The sequence below is a fragment of the Allomuricauda sp. ANG21 genome, assembly GCF_040705235.1.
Taxonomy (GTDB): Bacteria; Bacteroidota; Bacteroidia; order Flavobacteriales; family Flavobacteriaceae; genus Flagellimonas; species Flagellimonas marina.
This window is the reverse complement of record NZ_JBFCVT010000018.1, coordinates 1-26,750: the sequence shown is the minus strand read 5'-3', so window position 1 is coordinate 26,750 and position 26,750 is coordinate 1. Positions and strand designations below refer to the sequence as shown.

The following is a 26,750-nucleotide window of genomic DNA, read 5'->3' as shown; positions in this document are numbered from 1 at the left end:
CATCCTAGTTTTGAGAACAACTAAAATCACAATCATGAAAAATGTATTTTTATTCACTTTTTTAACCTTTGCTTTGGTTTTCACCACTGAGGCCACAGCACAGAAATTCAGTGGTTTGGACAAAAGTCCGGCCGATATTGCCTATTACCCATCCAGCTCACGGGAAATGGACAAAGCTGCCCGAGTTATTTATAGCCGTCCGCAATTAAAAGGACGTAGTTTGGATGAACTGGCTCCCAAGGGAAAAGTTTGGAGAACTGGCGCTAATGAGGCTACCGAAATCACTTTTTACAAAGATGCCACCGTAGGAGGACAAGCTGTTAAGGCGGGTACCTATTCTTTGTTCACCATTCCTGGTGATGATGAATGGACCGTTATCTTGAACAACAATTTGCACCAATGGGGCGCTTATTCCTATGATAGTGCTGCTGATGTGGCACGTGTTACCGCTGAGGCCAGTACCGATGACGAGGAATTGGAAGCGTTTTCAATTGTTTTTGATGACAACGGCGATTTGGTCATGGGATGGGGTACTACTAGAGCTACCTTGCCGATGAGTTTCTAAAAAGCACTTTTATTATATAAAAAGCGGGCCGAGGGTCCGCTTTTTTATTTCTCATTAATTCCGAAATATTTAACCCCATTTTCTCTGGACTTTTTTAAATAGCGTTCGATTATCTCTTCTTCATGTGGCGCAATTCTTAATCCTGCAAGAAAACTCAAATTTTCTTCTGTTTTGTGAACTAAAATATAGACTCCATCTCCTTCACTTATTGCCATATTCACATCCATCTCTTTACCTACTGAAACAGTATCTGAATCGAGATTATAAGCATAGTAAATATGGTAATCATTCCACCAAGGGCCAATAATAGGTGTTTTGGTTCTTTTGGTAACAATTCCTGGCACCATCAAAAAATCCTCTGGATGGTAATCCTCGTAATTTGGTTCTGCTTCACTTTTGCAATTAGAAAACATCAGCAAAAGAAATATTCCAATTAAAATTTTAAAAAATAAAGGCTTGAATAGATTCTTCACTACGTTCAGAATGACAATTTCATCATTTCATCTTCTCGCCCCCCACAAAAACCTGCTCTGCTTTTAGGTTGGGAACACTGTCGATAGGCATGGTCATGATGTCATCGCTCAAAATGACAAAATCCGCAAACTTACCGGGCTCTATACTTCCTTTTTCGTTCTCTTCGAAATTGGAATAGGCTGCCCAAATGGTCATCCCCTTTAAGGTTTCTTCTCTGGAAAGTGCATTCTCCATTTGATATCCCCCTTCAGGATAGTTTTCCAAATCTTGACGTGCCACAGCAGCATAAAAGGTCAAAAATGGACTCACCTGTTCTACCGGAAAGTCAGTTCCCAAAGCTACAAGACCCGCCTTTTCCAATAGCTGCTTATAGGCATATGCCCCTTTCACCCGGTCAGGTCCCAATCGGTCTTCGGCCCAGTACATATCACTAGTGGCATGGGTTGGCTGTACTGATGGGATAATTCCTTTTTCAAAATATTCAAAGTCTGGTTGTGAAATAACTTGGGCATGCTCCACTTTCCATCGGCGGTCTTGTTTTCCTTTCAAGGCTTTTTGATAAGCTCTCAACACCACAATATTGGCAGAATCTCCAATGGCATGGGTATTCATTTGGTATTCTGAAGCAGCAATCCGTTCAGCCAAGGCCCCAATTTTGTCCACTGGAGTGACCATGGCCCCAAAATGCCCGTGTTGGTCCGAATACGGTGCTCGCAAGGCGGCCCCTCTTGAGCCAAGTGCACCATCACCATACACCTTTACGGAGCGCACGTTGAGTTCATCTGTTTTTATGATTCCTTTATTGAGGAAATAATCCAAATTATCGGGTGAATTGCTTACCATGGCGTACACACGAATGGATAGTTCACCAGCTTGTTGTAGACTATCAATCAGTTCGATGGTGTGCCTATCTAACCCGGCATCATTCACTGTGGTCAATCCATAATCCAAACAAATGTCCTCCGCATCTTTTAACGCTTGAATCTGGCTTTCCTTACTGGGCTGGGGCATCACTGCATAAATCATTCCCATGGGATTATCCACTAAAACACCTGTGATTTTTCCGTCCTTTTTAACGATCTCTCCGCCTGAAACCTCTGTTTCCTCCGTAATTCCTGCCAAATCCAAGGCTTTTTGGTTTACCACTAGGGCATGGCCATCAATACGTTCCAAGGCGACCGGGGTATCTGGAAAAAGCTCATCGAGCTGTGCCTTGGTAGGGAATTCCTTGACTTCCCAATCATTTTGATCCCAACCTCGGCCCATAATAAAATTGGAAGGGCGCTCCTTTTGAAAAGCAACTACTTTCTCCAGAATTTCATCAAAACTACTGGTTCCGACCAAGTCAACCACCTGTTGATTTAAGCCTAAACCATAAAAATGACAATGGGCATCTATCAAGCCAGGTACAATGGTTTTGCCTTCGGCATCCAATTCTTCTTTGGCTGTGTATTTTTTGAAAATGTCCGCGGTTTCGGCCACTGCCACAAATTTTCCGTCTTTTATCGCCACACAACAGGCCTTGGAAAAGTCCTTATCAACGGTATAGACATTGGCATTATACACGATAAGGTCCACTTCTTCCTTGGAATTACAAGCCAAAAAGAGAACAACGGAACAGAACAGAAAAAACTTTTTCATGGAGAGTTGGTTTCTCCAAAAATAGAAAATGCTACCGAATGGGCAACCTACTCATCCTCAAACTTGGTCATCACAAATTCTATTCTGCCATCTTCAAAGCCATTTGCCCTTGGTGTGCGGCTTTTAAGGGGCTTTGTATCCCCTACACCTTCCCAAACAATTCGGTCATCAGCAATACCCAGCTTTTTTAAATGGAGTGCAACCGCCCTTGCCCTAAGAGAAGATATAAACTTGTTGTATTCCGTAGTGCCGATATTATCGGAATGTCCGGTAATTTTCATTTGCACTTCGGCATTTTCCTTAAGGAACTTAAAGATTTTTTGAATGTCGGCCACTGCCTTGGCATCCAACTCATACCCTTTGGGATCAAATGGATTTTGTTCTAAAACGTAGATTTTATCCTTTTCATAGTTTACCCTAGGCAATTCCTCCAGCATAAAATTATCGACAAAGTAGTACGAAAAATCACTGGATAAGGGACGTTTATCTGGTTGTGAAAGCGGTGTATCTTCATTGGTCTGAAAATTTCCAAATATAATCTGGGTTTCAAACCCCTTGGCATCGAATTCTGCCGACAGCGTAACCCAACCTTCCTTTTCTGAGATGGAGTTATCTGCCCTCAATTTCACCTCATGAAATTCAACATTTTCCTCTAGATCCAATCTAGGATGTGTGAGAACCGTGCTATTGGGAACCTTTATTTTTTTGTTCATCAATAGAATCGACATATTTTTCATGGCCAGCGTAGAAGTCTCGGCCAAACTCACCTGCAACGATATTTTATACGGATGCTTTTCGCGAAGCTTTTTGGACGTATTCAACTGAACGTATTCCCGGTAGTTGTTAAGGGCATAGAAATACAATCCTATGTAACCGGAACCTTCTGATGCTTTTTGAGTGCCCTTAAAATTGGAGGGAACACTAAAATCCTCTGAGCCACATTCATGAAAATAGTCCCCAGAGCTGGATGTTGGTAATGAAATTTCCTCAAGAAGCACATCCATGCTTGTTATGCTGTACGGACAGCTACTATAATTTTCAAATCCTGGATTTAAAATCAAGTTTTGCGAAGAAAGTGTCATGGACACAAACAAACTGACGCTGAATAAAAATAATGTACGGTACCCCATGTTAATCTTTGTTTAGATAGGTTCCCGTTCATGCATAAAAACGTGCATTTATAATTTATATTGCTGTTCCTCTGATTTTTACGACCCTTTCTTTGGGCACTTCATACAAGCTTTTCCATACTAAAAGTGAATAGAAAACGTTACTATAGTCCAAATCTTACTGTAATGCGAATAGTAATCTTTATGCTGGTACTATTCTCATTCCCTTGTCTTGGAATGGGTCAAAATGTGGTTACCGGAAAAATTATCGATGAATTGGGCCTCCCCATTTATTTCGCCGCTGTGGAAATCAATGAAACCAATACAGTCGCTTACACAGATTTTGATGGCAACTTTTCCATTGAGAATGAAAAAGATTTTCACTGGAAGATAAATATCAGCTCCAAAGGTTATAAAACTGAATCTTTCTTTGTTTTAAGTGGTGGCAGTGCAGGAGAAATTGTACTGCGGTATGATGAGGAACTAAAAAAGCTTTTGGAAGGACAGTAATTACGACTAAGCGCACTACTTACTCATTATCATCTTCAAACTCGGTCATCACAAACTCCACCCTTCGATTTTTTCTTCGGGCTTGGTCGGTTTGAGCACTGTCTAAAGGCACTTTGTCCCCATATCCTTTTGAAGTGATACGGTTTTTATCCAGCCCCAATCCCATGAGATACTTGGCCACGGAACTGGCCCTTTCTCTAGATAGCACATCATTGTACTCATCTGAACCCAAATCGTCCGTATGCCCACTTATGGATACTTTTAAATTTGGATTTTTCTTGAGGTAATCAAAAACATCCTTTAGACTTTGTTTGGCCTTGGGCTGTAAATCGAATCGGTCAAAATTAAAATTCACATGATCTAAGACATACACCTCATTGGGTTTGTACTCTGGCCCTAAATACGTTAGGGAAATGTCATCAATATAATAATAGGAATAGCCTTCTGCCCTAGGTGAAGAATCTTTAAAATCAATGTAATGTGTTGCGGCGTTGCTCATAAAGTTGCCGAGAATCAAATAGTTTTCAAAGCCCTTGGCCACAATATCCAAATTCAACTGCATCCACTTTTCCTTGTCGTCATAAAAACCTTCCGCGGAAAATTGTTTCAAAGGGGTGGTCTGTATGCTTTGCGAGGTTAATGCGGCGTGTGACAATTGTCTTTTGGTTTGGATTGATAATGGTTTTTCTGCAAAAACACTTCCCAAATCCATTACTGCACCGTCCGATTTTTCAGCAAGGCTAATGGACAACCCCAATCGATACCTGTGTCCCCTTTCCAAAGTCTCTGTCAACGGTATTTGGATATATTCCCTATAGTTATCTGGGGCGAATAGATACAGTCCGGCATAGGCGGCTCCTTCAAATGGTTCTTGTTTCCCCTTAAAGTTCATGGGGATTCCCAACTTGGTTTTGCTACATTCATTAAAATAGTCCGTAGTTCCTAAACTTGGGGCACTCCAGTGCTTCGCATCTTTGTTTAGATTGCTCATTTTAATGGGACAATCCAAGTAATCTTCGAACCCTCCATTTTTTACCATATTTTGGGATTGAAGGTCCGTACACAACAATGCAACCACGAGATTGGGCAGTATGTAAAAGAATCGCAACAACATGATTTCCAATTGATTTGGAACCGCCAGAATGAATCAAATAGAAACATACGGCAGGGGGTTTAAAACGCCCTTTTTAACATTTTATTGCGTAAACTCCTACAAGATTTAGAAGTCAAACTTATAAGAAACCCCGGCCAGCGCCTGAAAGCCTTGCACTCTAAAATTGGCCCATCGCTGATAATCGCTGTTGGCGATGTTGCTTGCTTTTACAAAAATGGAAAGTTGTTCATTAAAATGATATCCTACGTGGGCATTGGCATCAAAAAATCCGTCTAAAGTAACAATGGAGGCAGGAAATTCTGATGGTGTGGCATTTTCCTCGGCCACAGCCAACAAATCATCGCGTTCGCCCACGTAAAACAGGTTGGCACCCATATACCATTGGTCATTTATCTGATAATCCATAAATACGGAACCCTTAATAGAAGGCAAATTCCAAGCTGGATTATCGGTTTCGGTATCATAGTCATAGAATTCGGCGTTTACGCCCAACGTAAAATATCGATTGATATCCACATTGAGTTCGCCAAAAATGCCCAATGTTTTTACATCATCATAAAAAACCTGAAAGGAATTTCCGTAATAATAGCTGTTTTCATCATCTCGAAAGAGATTTTCAGGATTCAACAGAAACAAAGGCTTTCTGTTCTCTGCTGTATAGGAACCTTTAATGTTATATCCCACATTGGATAGCAATTGTCCCTTCAACCCCACATAACCAATATATTGTTGGTCAGTTGGCAAAATTGTTAAGGTTGGTGAGACATATGGGTTTTCATCCACAAAATCGTGATAGGAATTTTGCTTCAAATCTCCTTCAATTCCGCCGTAGGCAATGACATTTTCATCCAACAATCGATAAGATGCTGTTACGGCCGGGTAGATATAAAAGTTGTTGTCGCTGTTTTCAGTGTCCATGCCAAAAACAAAATTGGCACCAAGATTAATGGTGAGGTCATCCCGAAGAATCAACAAACTGGGATTCACACCCGCTTGAAAAAGACTGTAATTGATTTCCCCATTATTAACTGTATTGTTAAGCGAAGCATTTTTAAAGTTTCCACCCAAATAATCCAGTTTTAAACCGATGGTAATTAATTCCTCAGTGATGGGCAGTTCTATGGTAGGGTTCACCACTACCCTATTCTCTGCGGATTCCGTAGCATCCCAAAAACGACGTAACAAAATATTGCCTTTTTTAAAGAAGGAATCCTCCATGTTTAAATGGGCCTTCGCTTCAGCGTTGAAATAATTCTGCTGTTCATCCATATCGGCGACGGTTGTTTCGGCAAATTCGCCATTTTCAATCCCATACCAATTGTAGAGTTGGTGTTGCAGCCCAAGACTTGCTCCCCAATCCATGTAACGATCCTTTTTGGCATAGGAAGCATCGAGTTTGGTGTTATAAAATTCGGTATCCAATGGTGTGGAATCCATATCACCTCTAGATGAATGATGAGTCAACCCAAAATCCAACAAATCCTCTCCCCTGTTAAATTCGCGACTGGTATAAAAATCAACCAACGCATTGTTGTAGTTGCCCAATCCCACCGAAGCATAGGAATTGTACAAGGTAGGCGGTGGTGTCTTTTCCACTCCAGAAGCTTTTCCTTTGGCTGGGGTGAAAGTGGACGCCACTGGAACGGAAAATATGCTGTAATTGATATCCTTTTTTTGAAGCACAATGGAATCATTGAGGTTGGGGGCGGATTTTATCTTAAAGGCATCCGAAACGGTAGGGGAATACGGTTTCACCACCGTTACCGTTTCAGTACCAATGTTGTCGGTTTCCTGTGCCACAAGGGCTCCGAAAAGGCTCAAAAATAGTGTGGAAAATATATAGGTTCTCTTTTGCATGCTGTGTCTTGATTTAGTTTCCATCAGGGTTGACCGATGAATTGCTTTCCGCTTCCTTAGCTTTTATCCGTGCCAGTTCTTCTTTTGCCTCCGTAACAATCTCATCAAACTCGGAAAAGTTGGAAATTACACTCTCCAAAATGTAGGTAGCTTGGAAGGCATCCCCCAAATTGTAGAAGTTCTTGGCCATTATCACCAAGCCTTTTCCTCCCCATTTCTTGTAGGCTGAATAATCCTTCGCCAATTTTTGAACAGTTTCGTTGGAGGCTTCATAATTGCCGTCCTGATTTTTAAAGTAGGCATCATAATACCAAGCTTCGGCGGCCAATTCACCCGTAGCAATCTGCTTTACATCCTGATAGGCGGTTTTTGCCAAAGCTTCATTGTCCGTGGCAATGGCCGAACGCGCAATCATAATCTGTGCGTCACTCTTGATGCGGTCATCAATTTTGGTAGCCTTCAAGACTTTTTCAGCATAGGCAATGGTTTGGCTATACTCTTTTTGACCATAATAACCTTTCATAAGGTTGGATTGCGCAAACGTCCGGTTCTCGGAAATATCTGCCGTGCTTTCTAATTTCTTCAAATAGGGAATGGCACTCTGGTAATCCTGTTTTTCCACATAGATTTCGCAGACTCGGGTCAACGCCTGTTCGGTGTATTCTCCAGCACTGCCATTAGCCACTGCTTGGTACTTGGGCAAAGCATTGTCTTTCTGTCCTTTTGAAAAATAAAGCTGCGCCAATGAGAAATTGGCCTTTTGCGCATGCAATCCGTTCGGGAATTGTTTTAGGTAATCCTCATACCCCTTGATGGCCGCATCCGTTTTTCCTTCTACATATTTCCGGTCTGCAGATTCAAAACTGGCATTGTCCAGTTCGGTATCTGTGACCTCAACAAAATCCAAATTGCGGGCCCAAGCGGCATACTCGCTTACCCTACCTTCATCCACATAGACCAGTTTGGCCGTTGCCACTGCTTGTTTGGCCTCTGGCGTGTTGGGATATTTTTGTACTACCAGCTTTAATTTATCCAATGCTTGGCTATTTCTGCTTGCGTTGTAATGCACCAATCCTTGGCGCAACATCCCCCGCGGAGCAAATTTACTGGTGGAGTATTCCTCAATCAAACGATCATAGGTTTGCAGTCCGCGAGCTTCTTGGTTAGCCGTTATGTATGAATTTCCCAGTTCAAATAGGGCGTCATCACGTAGTGATGAGGTAGGATACATGGTCAAAAATTCGTTCAAACCATCAATTTTAGCAGAACTGTTTCCTAAAAATCCATTACACAATGTTTTTTGAAAAGCGGCATAATCGCGTTCCGGACCGTTCATTTTTGATGACTCGTCATAGGCTCGCATGGCCAATTGGTACTTGCTGGTCACAAAATAGCTGTCGCCCAATCGCAAATAACCATCGTTCTTCCGTTGATCATCCAAAGTACTGGAATTGACCACATTTTTGAAATAGGCGATAGCGCTATTGTAATCCTTCAGCTTAAAATAGCAATAGCCCAAATTGTAATCCAGTTCTTCATATTCAGTCATTGCACGGGCCGCGGGGAGCTGTTGAAATTTCACGAAATCCACCAAGGCTTCTTCAAATCGGTTCAACCGATACTCTGCCTCCCCTTTCCAATAGAGCGTCCGCGCTTCAAAAGCCTTGTTTTCCGCACTTTTCAACGATTTGGAAAAACGCTCCACCGCAGCTTCGTAATCGCCATCAATGAACAATTCAATGCCTCGGTAGTATGCCACTTTTTGATAGGTTTCCTTGCTGGCATAGTTTTTATTCTCCTCCAAAAGCTTCATGGCGCCCTCAAAATTTTTCGAGGTGATGTAGGAATCCACCAAAAGTTCCTGGATTTCCAGTTGGTGCTGATCTTTTGGATATTTTTCAAGATAGGAAGTCAATACCTGAGGAACGGGTTCATAGGCATTTCCAATTTCATAGCTCAGTCGGGCATAGTTCAACCAAGCATCTTTTTGGATTTCGGGACTGAAATCCATCTGCGAAGCATTTCGGAAGGCATTCAGCGCCTCTGATTTTTTATCCAATTTTAAATAGCACTCCGCCAAATGATAATAAGCGTTTTGAGCGACACTGTTGGTTTCCCCAATAATTTTATTGAATTGCTGAATGGCCGCTTGGTAATCCCCTTGCTTGTAATGGCTGTATCCCAACAGGTAGTAATCCGTGTTGTTCATCCGGCCACGTTTGCCCCGGTATTTTTCTAGATAGGGAATGGCCTTGTCATATTCTTCTAGGTTGAAATAACTCTCGCCAATAATTTTGTTGAGTTCGGATTGTTCATTGCGATCCGATTTTGCCATTTGTTTTTCCGCCATGGCGATGGCTTCCTCAAAATTGCCCAGTTTAAAATTTAAATCTGCTTGATAATAGGAAAGCTTTTCATTGAGCAAGTTGGGATCCGTAATTTGGTCGAACCGAGCACTCGCCTGATTGTAATCATCCTGTTCATAAGCGATGTACCCCAAATAATATTTTGCCTGAGAGCCATATTTTTGGGATGTGCTGACCTTGTTCAGGTATCGCTCCGCCTCCTTGGGCTGTTTGGATGCATAGAGCGCATATCCATTGTTAAAATTAAAACGCTGCTGATCGGAGTACGACATGGCGGACTCATCCACCTTTTTGTACCATTTTAGGGCATACGGATATTTTCCCGTCTCAAAATAGTAATCGGCCACATCCAAAAAAGCGGAATTGCGTTTGGTGGAGGTGGGATAGCGATCTACAAAATTCTCCATCATTTTGTCGGCACCGCGTTGGTTCAACCGAATGGCGGCATTGGCGGCATAATAAGCACTATTGGCCTCGGTCTCATAATCCGTAGTGGACGATTTAACCTTTTCAAAAATGGTCTGGGCCGCTTGGTACTGCTCATTGTTGTACAGGGCCAATGCATCTTGATACGCTTTATTTTTGTGGGTATATATTTTGGTTTCCTGTGCGGAAAGCACAAAAAAAGTTCCCAAAACAATGGGAAACAATAGGAGGTTTTTTCGATTCATAGTGTTCTACGCTGTTCTCGACTGACTTTTACCATAACGTCAAAATTAAGGCCAAAGTATATTTTAAAACTAAGATCTTATAATTATGCTTACAAAATCATACATAATTTCAGAACTTAGTACTTTTATTCACTCAAAGTGATATTATGTCCGAGACCATTGTAAAATTACAGGATGTTGCCGTATTTCAAAATGAGAACCTTGTTTTAAAGGATGTAAATCTGGAAGTAAAGAAAGGAGAGTTCGTCTATGTTATTGGAAAGACCGGTAGCGGGAAGAGTAGTTTTATGAAAACGCTTTATGCGGACATCCCATTAAAACAAGGTGAAGCCAGTGTTGTTGATTTCGACCTAAAGAAACTCCAAGAAAAAGACATTCCCTTTTTACGACGAAAACTGGGCATTGTCTTTCAGGATTTTAAGTTGCTACCTGACCGAAACGTAAATAACAACCTTCGTTTTGTACTCAAAGCCACCGGATGGACGGATGATTCCAAAATGGATTCTAAAATTGAGGAAGTATTGACCAAAGTAGGTATGAAAACCAAGGGGTTTAAATTTCCCCACGAACTTTCAGGAGGGGAACAACAACGTATTGCCATTGCAAGGGCACTTTTAAACGACCCGGAACTCATTCTCGCCGATGAGCCCACAGGAAACTTAGATCCCCAGACCAGTGTGGAGGTGATGAAAGTACTTCAAGACATTAACCAAAATGGGCGAACCATTGTAATGGCCACCCACGACTACGCTCTCATTTTAAAATATCCGCACAAGACGCTAAAATGTGATGACAGTAAAATGTTTGAGGTCATTCAAAAGGCAATGTGATACCAGAGGGTAACTGGCAATTTCAATATACAATCGTCATTTCGAAATGGGCAGCGTGATTGAGAAATCTCTTTCCAAGGGCAAGTTCAAAATCAAACCCAAGTTCAAGTTCAAGAACCAAGAGCACTCCCATGGCCAGATTACCCATGCAACCTCTGTCCTATACCCATCAATTTGAATGATTTGCTTCGTAACTCTGTGATCCGCAAAACTTTTTGTTTCTTTGCCTAAATAAATTTTCTTTCCTATATGGATATTCTTGGAATTGACATTGGCGGATCGGGCATTAAAGGTGCCTTGGTCAACGCTGAGACTGGCGAAATGTTGACAGAACGCTATCGAATCCCTACCCCAAAATCCAGAAAGCCTGATGAAATGGCCCAAGTTGTGGCTCAAATTGTTGATCACTTTAATTACAAAGGCCCTGTTGGCTGTGGTTTTCCTTCCATTGTAAAAAACGGAGTTTGTCTTTCTCCCGGAAACCTTCACCCCAGTTGGGTTGGTGTTAATGTTGATGAACTATTTACCGAAATAACAGGTCAAGAGTTCACTGTGCTAAATGATGCGGATGCCGCTGGCTATGCCTCCATGAATTATGGCGCTGGAAAGGGTAAGGATGGTCTTGTAATCATGATCACTATTGGTACTGGATTGGGAAGTGGTGCTTTTTTCAACGGAAAACTCATTCCTAATTTTGAGTTGGGTCAAATACCCTACAAGAAGTATAAAAAAATTGAGAAATGGGCGGCCGCCTCGGCCAAGGAACGGGAAAATCTTAGCTTTAAAAAGTGGGGCAAACGCTTCAATAAGTTTTTAGCTCTTGTTGAGCTCATCGTTTCCCCAGATTTAATTATCGTTGGTGGGGGTACTTCCAAGAATTGGGAAGAGTTTAGCCATCACATCGATATTGAAACCCATGTGATCAAAGCAGAATTGATGAATCATGCGGGAATCATCGGTGCAGCCGTGGCCTGTCTTCGTGAACAACACCACGGTCACTTGAGTTCTTAGGCCATAAAAAGCAAGGGCAAGTCCAAGCTCAAGTATCAAGTATCAAGTTCAAAGGTCAGGAATCAGGAGTTAGGAGACAAGAAACAAGACCGGTCATTTCGACATGAGCGTAGCGATTGAGAAATCTTTTTCAAGTTCAAGTTCAAACCTCATATCCAAGTTCAAAGTTTGAGGGGCGAAGTACAAAATTCGCTTCTATCAAAATTTGGGGACATTCGTTGAATTGATGTCAACTTCAAGTATCAAGAGCAAGTTCAAGAGTCAGGAGACAAGAAACAACACCAGTCATTTCGACATGTGCGTAGCGATTGAGAAATCTCTCCTTAAATAGGATTTCTCACATCCGTTCGAAATGACAACAAGCCTAATCTATCTTGTTTCGCTTACGATCCACTTCCTTCAAATAAATTTTACGAAGTCGTATGTGGTTGGGTGTTACCTCAACATACTCATCCTTTTGGATGTATTCCAGGGCTTCTTCCAACGAAAACTTGATAGCTGGCACAATTTTAGCTTTTTCATCAGCACCAGAAGAGCGAACGTTCGAAAGCTTTTTGGTTTTGGTCACATTCACCGCCATATCATCTCCTCTCGAGTTTTCACCGATCACCTGTCCTTCGTAAATATCCTCTCCCGGATCAATAAAAAACTTGCCACGTTCCTGTAATTTATCAATGGAATAGGGAATTGCAGTTCCATTTTCCATGGAAACCAAAGAACCGTTTTGCCGTTGTGCGATTTCGCCTTTTAAGGGTTGGTATTCCTTAAATCGGTGTGACATAATCGCCTCACCAGCAGTTGCGGTCAATAATTGGTTTCGCAATCCGATGATTCCCCGGGATGGAATGATGAATTCGCAAATCATGCGAGAGCCTTTGGCCTCCATACTGGTCATCTCCCCTTTTCGGATAGACACCATTTCCACGGCTTTCCCAGAAACTTCCTCGGGCAAATCTATGGTAAGGTGTTCCACTGGCTCACACTTAACCCCATCAATCTCTTTAATGATTACCTGGGGCTGACCAATCTGGAGTTCGTAACCTTCACGGCGCATGGTCTCAATCAATACAGAAAGGTGCAAAACTCCACGGCCAAAAACCATGAATTTATCAGCACTGTCTGTGGGTTGTACCCGAAGTGCCAAGTTCTTTTCCAATTCCTTCTCCAAACGCTCTTTGATGTGCCTTGAGGTGACAAATTTTCCATCTTTTCCAAAAAATGGACTGTCGTTAATCGTAAACAACATGCTCATGGTTGGCTCATCTATGGCGATGGTCTTCAGTTTTTCAGGATTTTCGAAATCGGCAACAGTATCTCCAATTTCAAAACCTTCAACACCTACAATGGCGCAAATATCTCCGGTTCTAACTTCCTGAACTTTGATACGGCCCAATCCTTCAAAAGTATACAGCTCCTTAATTCGGGATTTCACCACTCTACCATCTCTTTTTACCAAAGAAATCTGTTGACCTTCCTTCAACGTTCCGCGTTGCAAACGTCCAATGGCAATTCGACCTGTAAAAGACGAAAAATCCAAGGAGGTGATCAACATTTGGGTAGAACCTTGCTCAGGTTTAAATTCCGGAACATGCTCCAAAACCATATCCAAAAGAGGCTCAATATTGCTGGTAGGTTTTTGCCAATCCTCGCTCATCCAATTCTGCTTGGCAGAACCGTAAACGGTTGGGAAATCCAATTGCCATTCTTCCGCACCCAACTCAAACATTAAATCGAATACTTTTTCGTGTACTTCCTCTGGGGTACAGTTTTCCTTATCCACTTTATTGATAACTACGCAGGGTTTTAATCCTAAATCGATGGCTTTTTGCAATACAAAACGGGTCTGCGGCATAGGACCTTCAAAAGCGTCCACCAACAACAAAACGCCATCGGCCATGTTTAGCACGCGCTCTACCTCCCCACCGAAATCGGCGTGCCCAGGGGTGTCAATGATGTTGATTTTGGTGTCTTTGTACACCACGGAAACGTTCTTGGAAACAATAGTGATTCCGCGCTCCCGTTCCAGGTCGTTGTTGTCCAAAATTAAATCGCCTTTGTTCTCGTTATCGCGGAACAACTGGCAGTGGTACATAATTTTATCAACCAAGGTGGTCTTCCCGTGGTCAACGTGGGCAATGATAGCAATGTTTTTAATCTTGGACATAACCTGATTTTTAAGCCCGCAAAGATACTGCTATTTTCTTCTCGCACACACAAGGAAATGTTATTTTTATCTTATTGATTTTGAGGGGTTTCAAAACTTACAGACCCACACACCATCGTTTTTCGCTGATGATCCAGCCCAAACTGATGTTCACTACAGGAAGTATGGCCCCTTTGAAGGGTCCTACGTAGTATCCAGCACCCGCATCAATGGAAAAGCTCAATCCCGAATTATAGCTCCGCTGAATACCATAGACCAGACCGCCATAGCCGTGAACGCCCTCCACCAAATTTCCGTCGACAACACGATCTCCAGGCGAAAATAAGGCTACAGCTGGAGCAATGTAGTTCCCCGAATTGCCATATATGGAACGTCTACGATGGTATCGACCATTAAAATTGTGGTAATAGCGATATTGGGCGGTAATAGCCGGAAAGAAATCTAAATTATCATAGGGTTCTGAACTGGCGGGTTCCAGAGCGGCTTGCCATGCTACCCGAACATCCAAAGTACTGTTCACACCCACCCCCATTTCATACTCTAATCCTGGGTTGAATAGGTTGAGCTTCATTTGCCGAATTTCACAATTTTTGCCGTACTGGGCATAACTGCCAAGATAAAACAGCAACATGCCGATGAAAAGTGAACGATGCATTGTAGGCTAATTAGGTATAGGTATAACCTAAACTTGGCCAAAATAGTATGTTTTAATGGTATTATTCAATCCAGATACGGATCCTTTTTCTTGCGTTTCGTTGCCACCCATCCGAATGTAAAACTAATCAAAGGTCCATATCCACTGGGAGCACCATCTCCTCGATAATATCCCGCACCTAGCTCTAGGTTAAAATTAAAGCCTTTATCATAGGTACGCTGAACTCCATATACCATCCCAAAAAATCCAAGGTTAAAATTCTTCGGTGCCTCAACATTGGTGGCTATGCGGAGCTGCGAAAAGAAAATAGCCTGGGCAGCAGCAATATAGTTCCCTGAATTCCCAGATGTATTTTTATCCAGCCTTTCCCTCCTAGTAAAATTATGGTAATATCGGTACCGGTTGTTCAACGCCAATCCAAACACGTAACCCTCTTGATAAGTAGCGGTCGCCAAGCCCAGATTTGTAGAGACACTTTGGTTTTTAAATAACCCTAACTCATAGGTAAAACCAGGGCTCAACAAATTCAATTTAAATTGATGACGCTCCAAATGCGCCAAATCAAAAGTCCCACCTCTTTCTTGCCATTGGGCATTGGAGATTATTGGTAATAAACTAAGAACGAGTAAAATAAATCTATGCATCATGGTTATCGGTATATCTTGATAAATCTAAAAAGTATACCATGGTTTAATCCTATATTTGTGCAAACTTTAAGAAATGGACATCACCAAAATTCCTCAGATAAAATATTCCGAAGTTGACAACTTTTTTCTACTGGCAGGACCCTGTGCCATTGAAGGCGAGGAAATGGCTCTGCGAATTGCCGAAAAAGTGGTGTCTATTACGGATAAACTCCAGATTCCTTATGTGTTTAAAGGAAGTTTTAAAAAAGCAAACCGTAGTCGTATCGACTCCTTTACGGGGATTGGTGATGAAAAAGCACTGAAAATATTGCGAAAGGTTTCCGAAACCTTCAAAGTTCCGACCATTACGGATATCCATGAGATTTCTGATGCAAATATGGCCGCTGAATATGTAGATGTGCTTCAAATTCCTGCATTTTTGGTAAGACAAACCGATTTAGTCGTAGCAGCCGCCGAAACAGGCAAGGTCGTTAACTTAAAAAAAGGACAGTTCATGAGTCCGGAAAGCATGAAACATGCAGTCACGAAAGTGACCGAAACCGGAAACGAGCAAGCCATCATCACTGATCGTGGAACCATGTTTGGTTACCAAGATATGATTGTGGACTTTAGAGGTATCCCCACCATGAAACAATATGCCCCTGTAGTTCTGGATGTTACCCACTCCCTGCAACAGCCCAATCAATCTTCTGGGGTTACCGGTGGCCGACCTGCATTAATTGGAACCATGGCACGGGCCGGAATCGCTGCTGGTGTTGACGGGCTTTTTATGGAAACCCATTTTGACCCGGCCAATGCCAAAAGTGATGGTGCCAACATGTTGGATTTAAGTTTGTTGGAGAAATTGTTGACCGATTTAACAGCCATCCGAAAGACCGTAAATTCTCTGTAAGTCCATATTTTCAAAATCCTTAATTCTGTAATAAATTCAATTACAGTAGATTAAAAAATATTTCAAACTTTTATTTTTAATTAGTCTAAATATTATTTGGAAGAACAAGTGTTGGAATATACATTTGCATTCAAAATTTATTTAGACCAATTACAAATAACAAATGAAAATCATACTACTCATCCTCAGCTTGACCGCTTTTTTCACTTCTCAAGCTCAAACCGGAAACGTAAAGGGAAAAGTGATCGACCAATGGAACAACCCGTTAAATAATGTCAATATTGCCATTTCCAATACCAGCCTCGGTACATCTACAAACGATTCGGGAAATTTTACAATTCAAGATTTAGCCCCTGGCACCTATACCCTCACATTTTCCATGATCGGCTACGAGACCCAAACGGTTTCAGCCAATGTTTCGGCCAACCAGACCTCAACAGTTACTACTGTTGTTCTTGTTGAACATCAAGAACAATTGAGGGAAGTAGTTGTGGAAGGACATCAAAATAAATATGTGGAGAACCAACCTTCAACCTCATTACGTTTGAAGACCGAGTTGGTGAAATTGCCCCAAAACGTGCAGGTCATCAGCAGTGAACTCCTGCAAGACCAGCAAGTAAACACTATTATGGATGGATTGTCCCGTAACGTTAGTGGTGTGACCATGTTGGAGCACTGGGGTCAATTTGCCCGTATTAACATGCGTGGTTTTCGTTTGCCCGCGTTCCGGAATGGTGTGAATGTACAAGATAGCTGGGGCCCTCTGGCCGAGGACATGAATACTGTGGAACGTGTTGAATTCGTTAAAGGTCCCGCAGGATTTATGATGTCTGCCGGAGAACCCGGTGGATTCTACAATGTGGTGACCAAAAAACCTACGGAACAATTCATTGCCAATGCCTCTTTTACAGCAGGTAGTTTTGATTTTTATCGTGGAACAGTGGATGTTGGAGGAAAAGCCTCAAATAATGGAAGATTGCTGTATCGCTTCAACGCCATGTACCAAACTACGGACACACACCGTGGCAATGAGCAGACAGACCGATTTGGTATAGCCCCTGCCCTTACCTACAAGTTTTCAGATAGAACATCGGTAACGGCAGAAATGAACCTTCAGGACGCAGAATCCTTTTTGGGGTCGGCCTATATCTTTGCCCCAGTAGCGGATGGATATGCAAGTTTGCCCCGCGATTTCAATTTTGTGGACAGCAACTATCCCAAAACCGATATCCAAGAGGTTACCTTTTTCCTGAATGCCCAACATCAGTTTTCAGACCGTTGGAGTGTGGAAGGTCAATTGGCCTATCTCCGATACGATCAAGAGGGAAATTCTGCTTGGTTGGGCCAATTGGATTCTGATACTGGTGACGCCGTAAGGACCATCACTCAATGGGATGCACTTTCCGCCGGGAAATATGCCCAATTGTACATTAACGGAGCTTTTGATACAGGAGGTATCTCCCATAAAATTCTTGCGGGATTGGACTTCAGCGAAAAAAACTATTGGGCAGATTTCTACAACACCTTTATTGTTGATACACAAGTACCTTTCAACATTTACAGCCCAGTATATGGTGAAGTGGCCATGCCCAATTTTGACCGTTCCACAAAAGTGCAATATAGAAGAGGTGGACAACCGTATAGTGCCAATACCCTTAGAGGCTATTATTTTCAGGATGAGATTGGCTTCTTGGAAGACAAAATCCGTCTGACCTTGGCCGGAAGATATACAAATCTCTATACCCAAGGCAAAGAAGAAAATGACGATGTAGTTACCCCTAGAATAGGTCTTAGCATTGATATATTGCCCGATTTGGCCGTTTATGGACTTTATGACCAATCCTTTTTACCACAAGCGGGCATCAGTGCCGATCTTGAGCCATTGAACGACCCGGTGGATGCCAATGACATTGAAGGTGGAATTAAGAAAACATTTTTTGACGGCCGTCTTCGGACTTCTTTGGGCGCTTTCCAAATCACCAAAGAGAACATTTTGACCTCCGATCCAGAAAATCCAAACTACTCCATCTATTTGGGCGAAGTACAATCAAAAGGTATAGAGTTTGACCTTCAAGGACAGATCACACCCGAATTCAATGTGGTTCTCAACTATGCCAACACCAAAGTGGAAGTGACCGAAGACCCCAACCCAGATAGAGTGGGTACACGGGTGGCGGGTCATGCCAAGCACGTGACCAACGGCTGGTTCAACTACAACTTTTCCGAATTTTCCAGTTTGAAGGGATTTGGCGTATCACTGGGGTATCAATATCAGGTAGATCGCTCTACTTGGGCCTGGGCTGCTGACAATCAATCAGACCTGCCGGATTATTTTAGATTGGATGGTGCCCTATCGTGGAGGAATAGCAACTTTAGGGTTCAATTCAACATCAACAACATTCTGGACGAATACCTGTATTCCGGTGCCAACTACGGATCGTATCTGTATTGGCAGTCTGAGCCGGGAATCAATGGTAGGCTTACCGTAGCATATACTTTTTAATCTGAAAAATTTAACAAGGCCCGTGTTTTCCATGGGCCTTAAAACTTTGACCTATGAAAAACATATTTTTACCTGTATTGCTTTTCTTTTTTGGAATGATTTCCGCCAATGCCCATTACCTGTGGTTGGAAACTAACGGTTCCGGTAAATCCGGACAAGAACACGAAGTTCGTGTGCACTATGGAGAATACACCTACGGTGTTATTGAAAAGGTAGACGGTGAGGCTTTTCCGGCGGTGGCCAAATTCACACTGTGGGTCATTTCCCCTGATGGCACAAAGACCGAATTAAAAACCACTGCCAAGGAAGACCATTACCTAGCCAGCTTCACCCCTTCGCAAAATGGCGTGTATACCATCGCCCTAAACAACAATGATATTGATGTAATTGATTACACCCAGTATGATTTTGGCATCTTCAAGACCCATTACCATTCCACAGCCAAGATACAAGTAGGCGACATGGATGCCGATACCCAAGCCATTAACCCTGAAGGTATTGTGGTAAAACAGTTAGCCCATAATAGCGACGAAATAAAACTCCAAGTCCTTTACAAAGGCAAGCCATTGGCCAAAAACGAGCTACAGGTGTATGTGGCCGATCTTTGGTCCAAAACCCTGCACACCAATGATAATGGTGAGGTCTCCTTTGCGTTGCCCTGGAAGACCAAATATATTGTGGAGACTACCATCAAGGAAGAGGTTCCCGGTACTTACAACGGGGAGGCCTATGAATTTATCTGGCATTGCGCCACCTATTGCATTAAATAATACGAAAAACTATGGTCACTCTTATCTCACTTTTGGTTTTCATCGCTTTTTACCTCTTGTACAGCACTTCAAAAAAGATGGCTGGCGTTGGGGTCTTGGGTGTTGAAAAATGGGTGGTTGACCATCGCTCCACCTTTCAATATTTCAGCTTGGCCCTTTTGATCATAACATTAGGGCTAAGCATTTGGTTCTGGGGATTGGGTTCTGGGGTATTTACTTTTTGTATCCTCCTAATGACCTTGGCCAGCTTGGTAGTCTTACTAACCCCTTTGCGGTTGGTATCCTACACGTCCATTGCGATAACACTTGTCTTTTTTCTCTTTTGTGAACTTATTCTGTTTTAGTGCCATGCCAGCCAATAAAAAATATTTGACCTCGTCTCCATGGCAACGTTTTGCCAAAATAAGCGCCGCTATTTTGGGGGGATTGATTGTTTCCGTATTGTTTCATATGGCCTTGGCAAGTTGGTTCGACCATGTGGCTGTAATCATCACGAGTACATTTTCTGCCTTTATTCTTTGGGCAATTCTGATGGTGCTTGCCTATTTGGACAAAAACGGATGGAAAATTTGGGGGTTTTATCTATTGGCATCAATAGTATTTGGGGCAATCTTCTATTTCGGTAACCAAACCCATCCAATCGTCTAGTGCTATGGGAAATCGTATCTACAACATTCTGTTCCATACCCACACCGTTAGTGGCATCGTCATCAGCGTAGCCCTATATGTGATATTCTTTACTGGTTCATTCTCCTTTTTTCGGGATGAAATTGCCAATTGGCAACGAGGTCACCAAACCTCAGAACAAGATGCCATAGTGGGAAGCATGGATGAATATCTTAAAGATATCGCTAAAGACCATAACTTGTTTGGCAGGGATGTTGAAATCAGTCATTATTTCAATGAACGGAGGGTCAATGTGAGCCTTGGGGCTTCTAAGGATTCCTTGGCCGCTGATGAGGACAAAGCCAGAACTTTTTTTTATTTGGATACTGAGGATAAATCAACAGGTACCTACGTAGAATCCTATCATTTGGGGGAATTCTTGTACCGATTGCATTTTTTGGACCAAATCCCCTACCCTTACGGACGCTATTTATCTGGATTCGTGGCCTTCTTTTTCCTTTTTGCCATCATTACCGGAATCTTGGTGCATTGGAACAAGATTATATCCAATTTTTATGTCTTTCGCCCTTGGGCCAAGATCAAAACTCTTTGGACCGATGCCCACACGGCTTTGGGCGTTATTGGGTTTCCCTTCCAATTTGTATATGCCGTTACCGGGGCCTTCTTTTTGCTGAAGGGCATTCTGGTGGCTCCTTTGGTGTTGGGACTGTATGACGGCGACCAGAACAAACTATACGAGGATTTGGAATACAATCATCCTGTTTATGCCTATCACCATGAAAAATTGGACAAGAACATTGCCATTGACCACTTGATTGCCAAAACCAAGGAAGATTGGCCGGATTTCAGGCTCAAGGAAGCCCATATTTTCAATTATGGTGATACCAATATGCATGTGGCCATTAGTGGTTATTTGGGATATACCTCCAAACTGAACGGATTGGGGCACCGCATCTACAAAGTAGCGGATGGTTCCATTATTGAAGAAAAAGTACCCATGACCAACAATTCCTATTTGGATGGGGTGAAGAACATGATGTTCCGTCTACATTTTGGCGATTATGCCGGATATGGCCTTCGGGTTATTTCCTTTGTCCTTGGATTGGTCTCTTGTTTTGTGATACTATCAGGGATTATGATTTGGCTGGTGGCACGGGACAAGAAGAACATTCCAGAAAAACGGCGCATATTCAATTATCAAGTGGCCAATTGGTATATGGCCATTTGCCTTAGCTTACTCCCCGTTACTGCCTCGGCGTTTATCATCGTTCAATTTGCGGAAGAGGTGAACAGGCCATTTCTGTACCGCACCTATTTTCCTATTTGGTTAGTGGTCTCGCTCTTTTTCATCATTAAAAAGAATATTGGTTTTACCAACAAATGGACACTTATTTCCGGTGGGATTCTAGGTCTTTTGGTTCCAGTTGCCAATGGTATTGCCTCCGGAAATTGGATGTGGGCAACTTATGCCAATGGACAACAACAGATTTTCTTGGTGGATGTACTCTGGTTGATTTTGGGCATTGTCTCACTCTGGATAGCTTTCTTCAAACTAAATGCATCTAGGAGTGAGCTGGCACCAGCGAAAGACTAATGCTTATAGAACCCTTTATCGCGAAGGGAATAGGCTTCCTTCAAAACCTCAACAAGAACAGCATCATCAATTTCTTCCAAAGTGCGGTAGCGTAGTGATTTAACCACTTTTCTATTCTCTGTGGTCATTTTGTCCAAATGAAGGGTCAAATGGGCCGAACTCCAAAAGGCGATATCCACATATTTCTTCTTTTGGGATACATTTAAATAGCAGAGAGGTTGTTTTCCCTCATAAAAACAGGGAATTCCCCATTTGAACTTCATGTCCACATTGGGAACAACCGATTCAATCACCGCTTTTAGATGCAACAAAATGCTCCTAAAAGGTTCTTTTTGATTTAAAATATACTCTTCGGCCGGGTTCATAATTTGAAAGTACCCATTATTTGCTTTTAAAAATACGTTTTATCATTTTCATTACAAGCACAGCCACAAAACCCACGACCAATCCCACCAGAAAATCCTTCAACAATGAGGGAAAAGCGGGAAACAGGTGATGTAGATAGTCTATGTTGTGATTGAATATCCCTCCGGAAACCAATAGCAGGGCAAGGGTACCTACAACAGACAATCCCTTGATGATTTTGGGAAGCGCATTCACCAATACCAACCCAACCTTATCTGAAAAACTATCCGTTTGCTCATTTAGGTTGATGAGTTTATACCCATAATCATCCATACGCACAATCAATGCCACAATACCATAAACCCCTACAGTGGCCAAAAGTGCCACCACAGAAACAGTTGCAATTTGTATCGTTAGGGATTCATTCACCACTGTACTCAAAGCAATAATGACAATTTCCACGGAGAGGATAAAATCTGTGACGATAGCCTGTTTGATTTTTTTCTTTTCCAGTTCGGGCAGTTCTTCTTCCGGGACTTCGGTAGGGTCATCATAGTGCTCTTCATGATTTCGATTGAATAAGTACTCGTATATTTTTTCTGCACCTTCATACGCCAGATATATTCCTCCAAGAATGAGAATTATGGTAATGGCAGTGGGCAAATAGGCACTCAGCAAAAAAGCAATGGGCAGAATAATCACTTTGTTCAGGAAAGAACCCTTGGTAATGGCCCAAAGCACCGGAATTTCCCTACTGGCCAAAAATCCTGTTGCTTTCTCAGCATTTACGGCCAAGTCGTCCCCTAAAATACCGGCGGTTTTCTTGGTTGCTATCTTGCTCATGGAAGCTACATCATCCATAAGTGCTGAAATATCATCCAATACTGCAAAAAATCCTGAAGCCATATCTTTTTAAGGTTTAGAATCGTTGTTGGCCACAAAATAAATAAGTCTGGCCATACCAATGCTCAAAAAAATAAAAAACAAAGACATTTTGTAACTAAATCCCTTCCAAGGACATCCATGTGGTAAGCCAAACAATAAGTGATGAGAAGAAAATGCCAATGGTATTTGCGGCAAAGGCCTGACTTTTCTTCATTTTAAAAAGATAAGCAGCAATGCTACCAGCATACACCCCAGTGCCAGGTAAGGGTATCATCACAAATAGCACAATGCCCAAAAAGCCATATTTCCTAATCTTTTCACCTGACCCTTTTTTGGCTCTTTGCCCTACATAGACCGCAGATTTTTTATAGAAACGCCATTTGGTCAAATGTCTATTGATGTTTTCCAAAAAGAGCATCATAATCGGGAACACGAGTACGTTGGCCAAAAAGCATACGATGAATACCATATACTCGTTCAGCCCTTGGTACATACCGTAGGGAATACCAACTTTGGCCTCTCCGAACGGTGAAAGGCTCCAAAGCATTGCTATGATTAAATCTTTGTGCAAAAACTCCTTTTTTTGAACCGACAAACCTAGTCAGGAATTTGTACATGCACACGCTTAAAATCCTTAAATATTTATTAATTATGAAGGAGAAAGTTAGGCAACAGAGAAAAGCGTTGACCCTCCGTTGATCTCGCGGTCAAAATCAGATTTTATTTTTTCGATGAATCGTTGTGGAGTCTTGTTTGAAATCCAGACCCAACGGTTTTGCACATCAACATCAAAATGAAAAATAGAAAAATCACCTGAAAAATCACCATCCAATTTTTTTAAAAGAAACTTCGTGATCTTGGGTCGTAATCTGTATTCCATATCAATACAGGCCTTTTTTACAGCCTGATCGGTTTCTCCAGAAATCACCCAATTGAATTTCACGCACAACAAGAATAGGATGGTCAATATACTAAAAATAACCTATTGGTAACATTTAAGTTATCCACATCGATCAAACATGTTATTCATCGTCATTTGCATAGGCCTGTAAATAGGCAAAACGTTGGGTCAACTTGCCATTTTGTGTCATTCGGGCCCGTTCCAAAATACCATCGGCATCGTTGTTAAAAAAGGCAGGAATCACATATTTTGTAAAGGCTTCACCGAATCCAACACTAGCGTCCCTGGGCAATTCGCAGGGTAGGTTATCCACAGCCATAACGGCAATAGCGTTGTCTTTTTTATAGTCTATTTCCTTTTCAGTAGCTGGGTCATAGCCATATATTGGGTCTGCTATGGTTGAGGGCCTTATGGTGGAGGCCACCGGTCCATCAATATCACAGCTTATATCTGCCACTACTTTAATTTTAAAACTAGGATGTTTGGCATCCTCTCGGGTGTACAGATAAGGTGCACCATCTCCATAAAAGTGCCCGGCAATATAAAAGTCCGTCACTTCGGCAAAACGGAAAAAGTTGGACTTGTATTCGTGGGGATTCTTAAAAAAATCTGCTTTGTTCCCCCGTACCCCATCTTTACGTTTGTTGTATTCGGAGGCATCAATCTGGCAATAGACCGGTTCGGAGAATTCCTCTTTTAAATAATCCGCCACATTGACTTTTTTAAGTCCCATGGCATCCAACATTTCTTTGGCCCCGTTGCCCACCCTGCCCTTTCCGGTAAGCAGAATTTGAATGTTGGGCAGTTTTATCTTTCGGAGTTCGGTAATTAAGGCTTGTTGGTCTTTGAGTGTTTCAGCTTTGGGCAGTTGGAACAGGTCATATTTTAGCCCATAGGTTCTAATTCCGTTGTACGCCCCCACGATTCCGGCATAACGGCCGAAGGCCACCAAGCGCTGTCCGTTTGGGGCAGTAATGACTTCATGGTCGTACAACTCAATGTTCTTGGCCAAAATAGCTCGAAGTAAATCGCGGTTGTAGGGCTGTTTTTTGATGGTATGTGAGAAAAAGAAATACTTTTTATTGGGAATGAGTGCATTGATGGGCACTTCTTTTACGCCAAGAAGTACATCACAATTTTCAACATTTTCCAACACTGGAATGTCTTTTTGGGCGTATTCTTTATCTGAAAACACGCGAATGGGTGAAGTTTCTACTAAAATTTCAGCCTTTGGAAATGTGGAAAGGACATTTTGACATTCTGCTGGGGACAGGACCACTCTACGGTCTGGCGGATTTTTACGCTCCCTGATGATTCCGAATTTCATAAAACCGATTTGGTATAATTGTTGACCAAAATACGGGTATTGGGCAGATGGCGCAAACTTTTTATCTTTTGATGGATATGGTTACCTTTGCCGACCGCGTTAGGGATAGAGGCGACATCCTTTTTTGTCATTTCGACCGGAGTCGAGAAACAGAAAAAGATACAGCCGATAGCCCGACCAAAACGTTGCAAAGCAATATTTTGGTAACGCCCTAGAAAGCGTTCTTTGATAAAAAAGTGAATAGGATGAGGTTCCGAAACAAGCCTGCCTATCGGCAGACAGGTTCGGGACGTAATTCGATTACGCAAATTAGAAATTTGCTATCTCATTACGGGGCCGACCGGTTTTGACAGCAAGACCAATGGCGATGTAAGCATGCCGAGCGCTGGGATACAGCTCGTTAATCTCATGTTTCACACTTTTAATTGGCGATAATAATTACGCTCTTGCCGCATAATCTGAATTATAGTAAGATTAGCCTCGTCCCTACAAGGTAGGGAAGCGAGATGTCCCTTGGTAGCCCTTGTTGACGGCGACCTTTTTAGGGGCACCAAAAAAGTCAACACAAGGGTGTCCGCTTGCTTTGGCGGTACCTCTAAAATCTTAAGAAGCTAAGTGTATATTGGGCCGTATCTGGTCAGGTATGCATCGAAAATTAAGCAGATACTAAGCATGTAGAAAGCATGGTTGTTGCTTGTTTGGACGAGGGTTCGAATCCCTCCGGCTCCACTGAAACACACCCAATTCAAAACATAAAACCTGTAAATTACTGATTTACAGGTTTTTTTATTTTATTTAGTTTCATTTAACCCCAAATAATAGCAATAAAAAAGTCACCAAATCGACACCTATTTTAAAAAATCAAAAGTGGTGTCGATATCCTTGTAATTATCTCTTTTTTAATATTTTACAAAAATCCATTAAATTGTTTTTTGTACCTTTAAAAGCACAAAAAGACACCCAAAAATGGATAATTTTTTCTCCACACTTTTCTATCTTAAAGATGAACGAAGGGATAAACACGGAAAAGCCGCATTATACTTGAGAATAACAGTAAATGGTAAACGGTCAGCTATTAGTATGCACCGCAAAATTGACCCTGAAAAATGGGATTCTAGAATGAACAAGATGAAGGGAAAAGGTGCTGAAGCTTATGAATTAAATCAATTCATGGCCACAGTTAGACATAAGGTGAATAAAATACATCACCAACTTGTTGAAGAAGGGAACTTCTTTACGGCCAATGACATAAAAGACAAATTCTTGGGTAATTGGATAGGGCGGTTAAGGTA

General features: G+C 42.0%; 25 protein-coding genes and 1 other RNA gene. 12 read left to right on the top strand and 14 right to left on the bottom strand.

The window, feature by feature from the left end; all coding sequences use genetic code 11:
* Nucleotides 1-34 precede the first annotated feature (34 nt).
* Nucleotides 35-565, top strand: coding sequence for a DUF2911 domain-containing protein (locus tag AB1A65_RS17035; RefSeq protein ID WP_366591138.1), 531 nt, complete (start codon nucleotides 35-37; stop codon nucleotides 563-565).
* A 44-nt stretch (nucleotides 566-609) separates the two neighbouring features.
* Here the strand turns inward: AB1A65_RS17035 and AB1A65_RS17030 are convergent, their stop codons facing one another.
* Genes AB1A65_RS17030 through AB1A65_RS17020 form a run of 3 tightly spaced genes read right to left on the bottom strand, consistent with a single transcriptional unit; the run spans nucleotide 610 to nucleotide 3,810 of the window.
* Nucleotides 610-1,038: a hypothetical protein gene (locus AB1A65_RS17030; protein WP_366591137.1), complete on the bottom strand. Its 429-nt coding sequence runs from the start codon at nucleotides 1,036-1,038 to the stop codon at nucleotides 610-612.
* A 22-nt stretch (nucleotides 1,039-1,060) separates the two neighbouring features.
* Nucleotides 1,061-2,680 carry an amidohydrolase gene (locus AB1A65_RS17025; protein WP_366591136.1) on the bottom strand — a complete coding sequence of 540 codons (1,620 nt, stop codon included), beginning with the start codon at nucleotides 2,678-2,680 and terminating at the stop codon, nucleotides 1,061-1,063.
* Nucleotides 2,681-2,727: 47 nt separating this feature from the next.
* The gene (locus tag AB1A65_RS17020) at nucleotides 2,728-3,810 is read right to left on the bottom strand and encodes an OmpA family protein (protein ID WP_366591135.1); all 1,083 of its coding nucleotides are present in this window, start codon (nucleotides 3,808-3,810) and stop codon (nucleotides 2,728-2,730) included.
* Between the two features lie 165 nt (nucleotides 3,811-3,975).
* Between AB1A65_RS17020 and AB1A65_RS17015 the strand changes: the two genes are divergently transcribed.
* Complete coding sequence (locus tag AB1A65_RS17015; protein ID WP_366591134.1) at nucleotides 3,976-4,299, top strand: carboxypeptidase-like regulatory domain-containing protein; 324 nt, start codon at nucleotides 3,976-3,978, stop codon at nucleotides 4,297-4,299.
* Nucleotides 4,300-4,318: 19 nt separating this feature from the next.
* Here the strand turns inward: AB1A65_RS17015 and AB1A65_RS17010 are convergent, their stop codons facing one another.
* From AB1A65_RS17010 to AB1A65_RS17000, 3 genes are all read right to left on the bottom strand, one after another.
* Nucleotides 4,319-5,413 (bottom strand): OmpA family protein, encoded by a 1,095-nt coding sequence (locus AB1A65_RS17010; protein ID WP_366591133.1) that lies wholly within the window; start codon nucleotides 5,411-5,413, stop codon nucleotides 4,319-4,321.
* A 105-nt stretch (nucleotides 5,414-5,518) separates the two neighbouring features.
* Complete coding sequence (locus AB1A65_RS17005; RefSeq protein WP_366591132.1) at nucleotides 5,519-7,270, bottom strand: TonB-dependent receptor; 1,752 nt, start codon at nucleotides 7,268-7,270, stop codon at nucleotides 5,519-5,521.
* Between the two features lie 13 nt (nucleotides 7,271-7,283).
* Entirely contained in the window at nucleotides 7,284-10,307 is a 3,024-nt protein-coding gene (locus AB1A65_RS17000) for a tetratricopeptide repeat protein (RefSeq protein ID WP_366591131.1), read from the bottom strand.
* A 146-nt stretch (nucleotides 10,308-10,453) separates the two neighbouring features.
* Here AB1A65_RS17000 and AB1A65_RS16995 point away from each other — a divergent pair, with 146 nt between their 5' ends.
* Nucleotides 10,454-11,137, top strand: a complete 684-nt coding sequence (locus tag AB1A65_RS16995) for an ATP-binding cassette domain-containing protein (protein WP_366591130.1) — start codon at nucleotides 10,454-10,456, stop codon at nucleotides 11,135-11,137.
* Nucleotides 11,138-11,386: 249 nt separating this feature from the next.
* Nucleotides 11,387-12,148 (top strand): polyphosphate--glucose phosphotransferase, encoded by a 762-nt coding sequence (gene ppgK, locus AB1A65_RS16990; protein ID WP_366591129.1) that lies wholly within the window; start codon nucleotides 11,387-11,389, stop codon nucleotides 12,146-12,148.
* Between the two features lie 364 nt (nucleotides 12,149-12,512).
* On the opposite strand, the gene typA is transcribed toward ppgK, so the two are convergent.
* The 3 genes from typA to AB1A65_RS16975 form a co-directional block, all read right to left on the bottom strand.
* The gene (typA, locus tag AB1A65_RS16985; RefSeq protein ID WP_366591128.1) at nucleotides 12,513-14,312 is read right to left on the bottom strand and encodes a translational GTPase TypA; all 1,800 of its coding nucleotides are present in this window, start codon (nucleotides 14,310-14,312) and stop codon (nucleotides 12,513-12,515) included.
* A 97-nt stretch (nucleotides 14,313-14,409) separates the two neighbouring features.
* The gene (locus AB1A65_RS16980) at nucleotides 14,410-14,967 is read right to left on the bottom strand and encodes a hypothetical protein (RefSeq protein ID WP_366591127.1); all 558 of its coding nucleotides are present in this window, start codon (nucleotides 14,965-14,967) and stop codon (nucleotides 14,410-14,412) included.
* 65 nt (nucleotides 14,968-15,032) lie between these two features.
* On the bottom strand, nucleotides 15,033-15,614 hold the full coding sequence (locus AB1A65_RS16975) for a hypothetical protein (RefSeq protein ID WP_366591126.1): 582 nt from the start codon (nucleotides 15,612-15,614) through the stop codon (nucleotides 15,033-15,035).
* Nucleotides 15,615-15,687: 73 nt separating this feature from the next.
* Between AB1A65_RS16975 and kdsA the strand changes: the two genes are divergently transcribed.
* From kdsA to AB1A65_RS16945, 6 genes are all read left to right on the top strand, one after another.
* Complete coding sequence (gene kdsA / locus AB1A65_RS16970; protein WP_366591125.1) at nucleotides 15,688-16,506, top strand: 3-deoxy-8-phosphooctulonate synthase; 819 nt, start codon at nucleotides 15,688-15,690, stop codon at nucleotides 16,504-16,506.
* Nucleotides 16,507-16,669: 163 nt separating this feature from the next.
* The gene (locus tag AB1A65_RS16965) at nucleotides 16,670-19,009 is read left to right on the top strand and encodes a TonB-dependent receptor (RefSeq protein WP_366591124.1); all 2,340 of its coding nucleotides are present in this window, start codon (nucleotides 16,670-16,672) and stop codon (nucleotides 19,007-19,009) included.
* A gap of 53 nt (nucleotides 19,010-19,062) precedes the next feature.
* Nucleotides 19,063-19,779 carry a DUF4198 domain-containing protein gene (locus AB1A65_RS16960; RefSeq protein WP_366591123.1) on the top strand — a complete coding sequence of 239 codons (717 nt, stop codon included), beginning with the start codon at nucleotides 19,063-19,065 and terminating at the stop codon, nucleotides 19,777-19,779.
* Between the two features lie 11 nt (nucleotides 19,780-19,790).
* A complete protein-coding gene (locus AB1A65_RS16955; protein ID WP_366591122.1) occupies nucleotides 19,791-20,123 on the top strand; it encodes a hypothetical protein in 333 nt (110 codons plus the stop codon).
* A 4-nt stretch (nucleotides 20,124-20,127) separates the two neighbouring features.
* Entirely contained in the window at nucleotides 20,128-20,427 is a 300-nt protein-coding gene (locus tag AB1A65_RS16950; protein WP_366591121.1) for a hypothetical protein, read from the top strand.
* A 4-nt stretch (nucleotides 20,428-20,431) separates the two neighbouring features.
* Complete coding sequence (locus AB1A65_RS16945) at nucleotides 20,432-22,000, top strand: PepSY-associated TM helix domain-containing protein (RefSeq protein WP_366591120.1); 1,569 nt, start codon at nucleotides 20,432-20,434, stop codon at nucleotides 21,998-22,000.
* Here the strand turns inward: AB1A65_RS16945 and AB1A65_RS16940 are convergent.
* From AB1A65_RS16940 to AB1A65_RS16920, 5 genes are all read right to left on the bottom strand, one after another.
* Nucleotides 21,997-22,365 carry a DUF1801 domain-containing protein gene (locus tag AB1A65_RS16940; protein WP_366591119.1) on the bottom strand — a complete coding sequence of 123 codons (369 nt, stop codon included), beginning with the start codon at nucleotides 22,363-22,365 and terminating at the stop codon, nucleotides 21,997-21,999. The genes AB1A65_RS16945 and AB1A65_RS16940 overlap by 4 nt on opposite strands.
* Nucleotides 22,366-22,381: 16 nt before the next feature.
* Nucleotides 22,382-23,251: a DUF808 family protein gene (locus tag AB1A65_RS16935; RefSeq protein ID WP_366591118.1), complete on the bottom strand. Its 870-nt coding sequence runs from the start codon at nucleotides 23,249-23,251 to the stop codon at nucleotides 22,382-22,384.
* A 94-nt stretch (nucleotides 23,252-23,345) separates the two neighbouring features.
* Nucleotides 23,346-23,801 (bottom strand): small multi-drug export protein, encoded by a 456-nt coding sequence (locus AB1A65_RS16930; RefSeq protein WP_366591117.1) that lies wholly within the window; start codon nucleotides 23,799-23,801, stop codon nucleotides 23,346-23,348.
* A 93-nt stretch (nucleotides 23,802-23,894) separates the two neighbouring features.
* Nucleotides 23,895-24,173: a hypothetical protein gene (locus AB1A65_RS16925; RefSeq protein ID WP_366591116.1), complete on the bottom strand. Its 279-nt coding sequence runs from the start codon at nucleotides 24,171-24,173 to the stop codon at nucleotides 23,895-23,897.
* Nucleotides 24,174-24,252: 79 nt separating this feature from the next.
* Nucleotides 24,253-25,458, bottom strand: coding sequence for an NAD(P)-dependent oxidoreductase (locus AB1A65_RS16920; protein ID WP_366591115.1), 1,206 nt, complete (start codon nucleotides 25,456-25,458; stop codon nucleotides 24,253-24,255).
* A 332-nt stretch (nucleotides 25,459-25,790) separates the two neighbouring features.
* Here AB1A65_RS16920 and ssrA point away from each other — a divergent pair.
* Both ssrA and AB1A65_RS16910 read left to right on the top strand, forming a co-directional pair.
* Nucleotides 25,791-26,190: a transfer-messenger RNA gene (ssrA, locus tag AB1A65_RS16915) on the top strand.
* 234 nt (nucleotides 26,191-26,424) lie between these two features.
* Nucleotides 26,425-26,750 (top strand): Arm DNA-binding domain-containing protein (locus tag AB1A65_RS16910; protein ID WP_366591114.1); only part of this gene is annotated, 326 nt, incomplete at its 3' end.